The organism is Actinoplanes sp. NPDC021490 (genome assembly GCF_055562135.1).
On record NZ_JBVHFW010000019.1, the window covers coordinates 240,458 to 247,279 of the forward strand.

Annotated in this window: 6 protein-coding genes; 4 read left to right on the forward strand and 2 right to left on the reverse strand. The window is 70.0% G+C overall.

Translation table 11 applies throughout. The features are described 5' to 3' along the window. The first annotated feature begins 55 nt into the window (after positions 1-55). The gene (locus ACZ3I4_RS38575) at positions 56-1,879 is read left to right on the forward strand and encodes an AMP-dependent synthetase/ligase (protein ID WP_465387052.1); all 1,824 of its coding nucleotides are present in this window, start codon (positions 56-58) and stop codon (positions 1,877-1,879) included. Positions 1,880-1,935: 56 nt separating this feature from the next. Here the strand turns inward: ACZ3I4_RS38575 and ACZ3I4_RS38580 are convergent, their stop codons facing one another. After that, positions 1,936-2,796 carry a sigma-70 family RNA polymerase sigma factor gene (locus tag ACZ3I4_RS38580; protein WP_465387053.1) on the reverse strand — a complete coding sequence of 287 codons (861 nt, stop codon included), beginning with the start codon at positions 2,794-2,796 and terminating at the stop codon, positions 1,936-1,938. A gap of 55 nt (positions 2,797-2,851) precedes the next feature. Between ACZ3I4_RS38580 and ACZ3I4_RS38585 the strand changes: the two genes are divergently transcribed. Further along, the gene (locus ACZ3I4_RS38585; RefSeq protein ID WP_465387054.1) at positions 2,852-3,304 is read left to right on the forward strand and encodes a pyridoxamine 5'-phosphate oxidase family protein; all 453 of its coding nucleotides are present in this window, start codon (positions 2,852-2,854) and stop codon (positions 3,302-3,304) included. Positions 3,305-3,313: 9 nt separating this feature from the next. Here the strand turns inward: ACZ3I4_RS38585 and yczR are convergent, their stop codons facing one another. Then, positions 3,314-4,768: a MocR-like transcription factor YczR gene (gene yczR / locus ACZ3I4_RS38590; protein WP_465387055.1), complete on the reverse strand. Its 1,455-nt coding sequence runs from the start codon at positions 4,766-4,768 to the stop codon at positions 3,314-3,316. Between the two features lie 59 nt (positions 4,769-4,827). Here yczR and yczE point away from each other — a divergent pair, with 59 nt between their 5' ends. Both yczE and ACZ3I4_RS38600 read left to right on the forward strand, forming a co-directional pair. Then, positions 4,828-5,466, forward strand: coding sequence for a membrane protein YczE (gene yczE / locus ACZ3I4_RS38595; RefSeq protein WP_465387056.1), 639 nt, complete (start codon positions 4,828-4,830; stop codon positions 5,464-5,466). A gap of 184 nt (positions 5,467-5,650) precedes the next feature. Next, a complete protein-coding gene (locus ACZ3I4_RS38600) occupies positions 5,651-6,079 on the forward strand; it encodes a hypothetical protein (protein WP_465387057.1) in 429 nt (142 codons plus the stop codon). Positions 6,080-6,822: the final 743 nt, after the last annotated feature.

Below are 6,822 nucleotides of genomic sequence, written 5' to 3' on the forward strand. Positions count from 1 at the left end.
CTTCGGTTACTCAGAAGTTAATTCCCCCCGCATCACTGGACATAAGGCGGCGCCGATGGCAGTTGAGGTTCCCTACCGGTCGATCCCCGACATGTTCTTCAAGCGTGTGGCCGCCACCCCCAACGGCCAGGCGTTCGCCGTGCCGAATGCCGATGACACGGGCATGGTCTGGTTCACGTGGGCGCAGGTCGGCGAGCGCGCCTCGGCGATCGCGGCGGGCCTTCGCGACCTGGGCGTAGGCCTCGAGGACAGGGTGGCGATCCTCTCCGGCACGCGGTTCGAGTGGGTCCTGGCCGACCTCGGCATCAACTGTGCCGGCGCCGCCACCACCACGGTCTATCCGACGACCGAGCCCGAGGACGCGAGCTACATCGTGGTCAACTCCGGCTCCAAGGTGCTGATCGCCGAGAACGCGAAGCAGGCGCTCAAGATCTCGGGTGTCGACACCGACGTCACCCATGTCGTGCTGATCGACGGCCCGGCCGACGCCGGGGCGACCCCGCCGCAGATGACGCTGACCGAGCTGGAGGAGCGGGGCGCGGCCGTCCTGCGCGACCGCCCGGGCCTGATCGACGAGGTGGTCGAGAGCATCGGCCCCGACAACCTGGCCACGCTGATCTACACCTCCGGCACCACCGGCCGGCCCAAGGGCGTGCAGCTGCTGCACGCGGGCTGGACGTGGGAGGGCGTCGCTCAGCAGGATCTCGGCCTGTTCGAGTCGACCGACCTGCAATACCTGTGGCTGCCGCTGTCGCACTCGTTCGGCAAGACGCTGCTCTGCGGCATCCTCCACGTGGGCGTCCCGACATATGTCGACGGTCGCGTCGACAAGCTCGTCGACATGCTCTCGGTGGTCAAGCCGACCCTGATGTGCGCCGCGCCGCGCATCTTCGAGAAGGTCTACAACAAGACCGTCACCACGGCGCTGGCCGGCGGCGGCGCCAAGGTCAAGATCTTCCACTGGGCCGTGGCCACCGGCAAGCAAAAGGTCGAGCTGGAGCAGGCGGGCAAGCCCCTGCCGGCCGGCCTCAAGCTCAAGTACGCCGTGGCCGAGCGGCTCGTCTTCTCGAAGCTGCAGGCCCGCCTGGGCGGCCGGCTGCGCGTGCTGGTCAGCGGCTCGGCCCCGCTCAGCCGCGAGATCGCCGAGTTCTTCGCCGCGGCCAACCTCCCGATCATGGAGGGGTACGGCCTGACCGAGAGCAGCGCGGCCAACTTCGTGAACCGGCTCGACAAGCTCAAGATCGGCTCGGTGGGACTGCCGCTGGGCGACCTCGAGTGCAAGATCGACTCGGACGGCGAGGTGCTGCTGCGCGGCAAGCCGGTCATGCGGGGCTACCACGACCTGCCCAACGAGACCGCCGAGGCGTTCACCGAGGACGGCTTCCTGCGTACGGGAGACATCGGCGAGCTCGACGCCGACGGCTTCCTGCGGATCACCGACCGCAAGAAGGACCTGGTCAAGACGTCCGGCGGCAAATACATCGCCCCCAGCGCGATCGAGGGCCAGTTCAAGGCCGTGTGCCCGTACACGTCGCAGGCGGTCGTGGTCGGCCAGGCCCGCAACTTCGTCACCATGCTGATCTCGCTCGACGAGGACGCGATCACGGGCTGGGCCGCGAACGGGCCGCTGGCCGGCAAGAGCTACGAAGAGATCGTCACCGCCCCCGAGACCGAGAAGATGGTCGAGGGGTACGTGCAGGAGCTCAACGCCAAGCTCAACCGCTGGGAGACGATCAAGAAGTTCGCGATCCTCCCGCGCGACCTGAGCATCGAGGCCGGCGAGATCACGCCCTCCATGAAGATCAAGCGGCGCTCGGTCGAGACCAACTTCGCCGAGCAGATCGACAAGATGTACGCGGGCTCCCTCGCGCAGATCTGATCACACGGCATAAGCGAAAGGCCGGGTTTCCCGTACGGGGAACCCGGCCGTTCTGTTCAGGACGCGATCGTCACGGCGGCGATGCGCGACGGGTCGGCCACCTGCTCGATGCCCGCGATCCAGCCCGCGTCGTCGTCGAACACCAGGAAGAACGCCACCCGCACGGCGCCGCCGGAAGCCCACACCAGCCCCGGTACGCCGTCGAGCAGCGCGACGGTGGCCGCGTGCGCCCGCCCGTTGAACACCCCGGCCACCCCGGCGGCCCCGTTGACCAGCGCGTTGGCGCCCATCTGGACCGACGCCGGATCGGCCCGCAGCACCACCTCGGGGTCGAGCAGCGTCAGCAGCCGGTCGAAGTCGCCGCCCCGCGCCGCGGCCAGGAAGGCCTCCACGATCTCGCGGCGGCGCCCGGTGTCCGGCCCACCGCCGGTCGACTGCCCCTGCACCCGGCGCCGCGCCCGGCTGGCCAGCTGACGGGCCGCCGCCGGTGAGCATCCGACGATCGACGCGATCTCGGGAAACGGCACCGCGAACATGTCGTGCAGCACGAAAGCCAGCCGCTCGCTCGGGCCCAGCGTGTCCAGCACCAGCAGCAGCGCCGGCCCGAGGGCGTCGTACTGGACCGCCTGGTGTTCCGGCCCCGGCGCGGTGACCGGCAGATCGTCGGGCACCTCGGCCGGATGCTCCTTGCGCGACGCCCGCGAGCGCAGCATGTCGAGGCAGATCCGGGAGACGACCGTGGTCAGCCAGCCGGTCAGATTGCCCACGTCACCGGTGTCGCTGCGGCTGAGACGCACCCACGCCTCCTGCACCGCGTCGTCGGCCTCGTCGGACGAGCCGAGAATGCGCTGAGCGACCGTACGCAAGTGGGCCCGATCCCGCTCGAAGCGGGCGGCCAGCACGTCGAGCTCGTTCATGTTCACACCTGTCTGACGGACGGCGGGAACGGACTGTGACACGTAGGCTACGGCGATGCCTGAGGATCCGCGGTCCCTCGAACAGCGCAAAGCGGATGTGCTGGCCCGGCTGAGCGCTCCGGTGGCCGACGCGTGGGTGTCCACGGCCGGGGGCGACCAGCCCTATCTGGTGCCGCTGACGCTGGCCTGGTTCCGCGAGCGCCTGCTGATCGCCACCGGCCGCACGATGGTCACCGCCCGCAACATCACGGCGAGCGGCCGCGCGCGCCTCGCCCTCGGCACGACCCGCGACGTCGTCCTGATCGACGCGGTGCTCGAGGCGACGATCCCGGTCACCGAGGCGCGGGACGAGGGCGCGGCCTACGCCGAGCAGAACGACTGGGATCCGCGTACGGCCGGGGAGGCGTACGTCTTCCTGGTGATGCGGCCCGAACGGGTGCAGGCCTGGCGCGAGGAGAACGAGCTGCCCGGCCGCACACTGATGACCGACGGCGCCTGGAAGATCTAGGCCCTCCAGCTAAGCGATCACAGCTGGCGTACGCCACGAGGGCGCGGACGCGCGGTCCAGGTCGTGCCGCACCGAGGCGATCCGGCGTACGGCCTCGGTCAGGTCCTCGGGCGGCAGCGTGAACGGCAGCCGCAGGAAGCGTTCGAGAGTGCCGTCCAGACCGAAACGGGGACCGGGCGCCAGCCGTACGCCCACATCCTCCGCGGCCCGGGCCAGCGCGCTCGAAATCGGCCCGTCCAGCTCCGCCCACAGCGACGCCCCGCCGCGCGGCAGCACGAAACTCCACTCCGGCAGCAGCCGCCGCAGCGTCGCGGCCAGCACGTCCCGCCGTTCCCGCAGGCGGATCCGGCGCTCGCCGAGCACCTGCGGGGCCTGGTCGAGCAGGCGCACGGCGACGAGCTGCTCGAGCACCGGGCTGGCCATGTCGACACCCACCCGGATAGCGGCCAGCCGCTGCACGAGCGGGGCCGACGCGCGCACCCAGCCGATCCGCAGACCACCCCAGTAGCCCTTGCTCATGCCGCCGATCGACACCACCCGCGAATGCCGGTCGAACACGGCCACCGGCGGCGGCATCGGCTCACCCTCCAGCACCAGATCGACCCACGACTCGTCGACCACCAGTTCCGTACCGGTGGAATGGGCCGTGGCGGCGAGACGCTCGCGCAGGTCGGCCGACATCAGATGCCCGGTCGGGTTGTGGAATTCCGGGATCACGTACGAGAGACGCGGCCGCGTCTGCCGCAGCGCGCCCAGCAGCATCTCGCCGTCCCACCCGGTCTCGGCGTCCAGCCCGTGCGTGTTGATGCGGGCTCGCCGCGCGGCCAGGGCGGCCAGCGCGTTCGGATAGGTCGGGGCCTCCACCAGCACAGGCGAGCCGGCCGGGACCGACAGCCGGAGCACCAGATCGAGCGCCTGCTGGGTGCCGGCGGTGATCAGAATCTGCTCGGCCGACGTGGCCACGCCCCGAGCCCGGTAGCCGGCGGCTACGGCGTCGCGCAGCTCCATCAGCCCGGTCGGGTGATAACCGGCACTACCCAGATAGCGGGGCAGATCGTCGGCGGCGGCGCGGGCGGCCGGGACCAGCTCGTCCGGCGCGGCCGAAGCCGCCACCCCCAGATCGATCATGTCGCGGTCGTCGCCTGCGGCCCACAGCCCCGACGTCGCGACCCGGTGGCCGTGCGGGAGGGTGGTCCAGCTTCCGGCGCCGCGGCGGCTGGTCAGGTGGCCCGTCTCGCGCAGGGTCCGATAGGCCGCGCTGACCGTCGTGCGGCTCACGGCGAGCGACTCGGCCAGCTCGCGCTCGGCCGGGAGGCGTACGCCCAAAGGAAGCCGGCCGTCACTGAGCAGCCCCCGCACCGCCGCCGCGAGAGCGGCGTAATCCGGGCTGCGGTGCCGCCCCGGCAAGGAGTGCCACTGACCGAGCAGGCGCGCCAATTGGCCCCCGCGTATCGTCGTGGTCACATCCACCTCCGGGGAATTGGCTCTTCAGCTTCGCACAATTGGCCCTCAGAGTGGCATTCATGGAACCGAGTGGCAACGGAGATCGTCGTCTCACCCGTCGTGTGATCCAGCTCTTCACCGGCCTGGTGCTCTACGGCGTCAGCATGGCCTTCATGGTCGAGTCGGCGCTCGGGCTCAACCCGTGGGACGTGTTCCACCAGGGCCTGTCCGAGGTCACCGGAATCAGCTTCGGCTGGGTCGTGATCCTGCTCGGCATCCCGATCCTGCTGCTCTGGATCCCGCTGCGGCAGAAGCCCGGCTTCGGCACGCTGGCCAACCTGGTCGTCGTCGGCTTCGCGGTGGACGGGGCTTTGGCCGTGCTGCCCGAGGGCGGGACCATTCCCGCCCGGATCGGCTACCTGGTCGGCGGCATCCTGCTCAACGGCCTGGCCACCGGCCTCTACATCGGCAGCCGATTCGGTCCCGGCCCGCGCGACGGCCTGATGACCGGTCTCGTCGGACGTTTCCCGCGGCTCTCGGTCCGGCTGGTGCGCACCTCGATCGAGTTGCTCGTCCTCGGGGTGGGCTTCCTGCTCGGCGGCACGGTCGGCATCGGGACCCTGGCGTACGCTCTCGCCATCGGCCCGCTCGTGCACGTGTTCCTGCCCTGGTGCACCGTGCGGTCCGGCGCCACCCAGGAACCGGCGCTCACACACTGACGCGCGTGCGGCCCGCCGCTCGCGCCCCGGCCCTCACGTTCACTCATCCGTGGCTGCGGTCCTCTGTGGACTGAGTGTTTTGCCCAACTGATTCGGTTTAGCGGCCAAGGTCCTCGGTCACAGCTTTGTGATCATCACGACACATTCGCTTCCCGGCGCCCCGGTCGCACGGCATCATTGCCGCATGGGGGCTGGCGACTGGCAATGGAACGACGCTTGGATCTTCGTGTCCGCGGTCATCGCCGAGCGCCTGGAACGTGACCGGGCCCTGCACGCCGCCCTGCCGATGGCCGGTGCCAGCCTGGCCGACGTCCTCGCCGCCGCCGACTTCCTGCACCACGCGGTCCCCAGCCGGGCCGAGCTCGAAGAATCCGTACGCCGCCTGGCCGGCGCCGGCCTCATCGTCGTCGAGGACGACCTGGTCGAGGTCGCTCCTGCGGGCGAGCAGCTATGGCGGAGCCGCCCTTTCAGCGGCTTGTCCTCGGCCGTGATGACGCTGCAGACCCAACTCAACCGGGCCGCGTCACCGGGCGACTCCGACTGGGTCCTCGACGAACAGTCCTACGCCGCCGCCGTACGCGAATACAGCCACCGCCTGGCCGACGGCCGCTGACCCCGGACCCCGATCACGACCGTGCACCTGGCCGCCATCCCGCTGACCGCGACGGCCGCCAATGCACCACTCCCACCCTGCCCTTGGCGAGCCGTTGCCGCGTTGAGGCAGCGGCCTTGGCGACGTGCTCTCCGAGCGGGCCGAGCCGTTCTTGGCAGTGATCCGCCGTGTGCCGGCCACAGCGTCAGCTCCGTGTGGGCACACCTGTCGGCTGGTCGACGCCTTCGCGCGCCGAGCCTCTCCGCGATGACGTCTTCCTGCTGGCCGTCTCCGCATGCCGCCTCGATCGGGCCGTCCCCTGCTGGTCGTCTCTGCGCTGACCGTCTCCGCGAGCCGCCCGGAGCGCCGTCTCGACCAAGCCGGCTGCTGGAGCTCTTGCGACACCGGACCTCACCCTGTGTGCCCGCGCCTGATGAGGCCCGCAGCATTTACCCGCTGAGTGAGGCACAAACGCCGCCCAGCGCTAATCGGCCGCTCCACCCAGCACGGCCGACTCTGAGTCAGCAACCACTACAACGAAATCACCACCCATCAACGCCACGCTTCGCGCAGGACGAACCGCGACGCCGCTTGACGCCCTTGCGCTATGTGACATGCCTACCCGGCCTGCGTCGCTATTTTGCCAAGCCGAGCCGATCTTCGGAGACGGCCTGAAGCTCCTGTGAGTCAAGTTGTGGATAACTGTGGTGTGGTGAGTAGTCCGTGTTGTCGTAGTGCGGTGTGGATGTGGGTGAAGATTTCGC

Bases quoted from the DNA above. Each gene is read 5' to 3' on its own strand.
- ACZ3I4_RS38575 (WP_465387052.1), top strand. From the start codon at position 56: ATGGCAGTTGAGGTTCCCTACCGGTCGATCCCCGACATGTTCTTCAAG.
- ACZ3I4_RS38580 (WP_465387053.1), bottom strand. From the start codon at position 2,796: ATGAACGAGCTCGACGTGCTGGCCGCCCGCTTCGAGCGGGATCGGGCC.
- ACZ3I4_RS38585 (WP_465387054.1), top strand. From the start codon at position 2,852: ATGCCTGAGGATCCGCGGTCCCTCGAACAGCGCAAAGCGGATGTGCTG.
- yczE (WP_465387056.1), top strand. From the start codon at position 4,828: ATGGAACCGAGTGGCAACGGAGATCGTCGTCTCACCCGTCGTGTGATC.
- ACZ3I4_RS38600 (WP_465387057.1), top strand. From the start codon at position 5,651: ATGGGGGCTGGCGACTGGCAATGGAACGACGCTTGGATCTTCGTGTCC.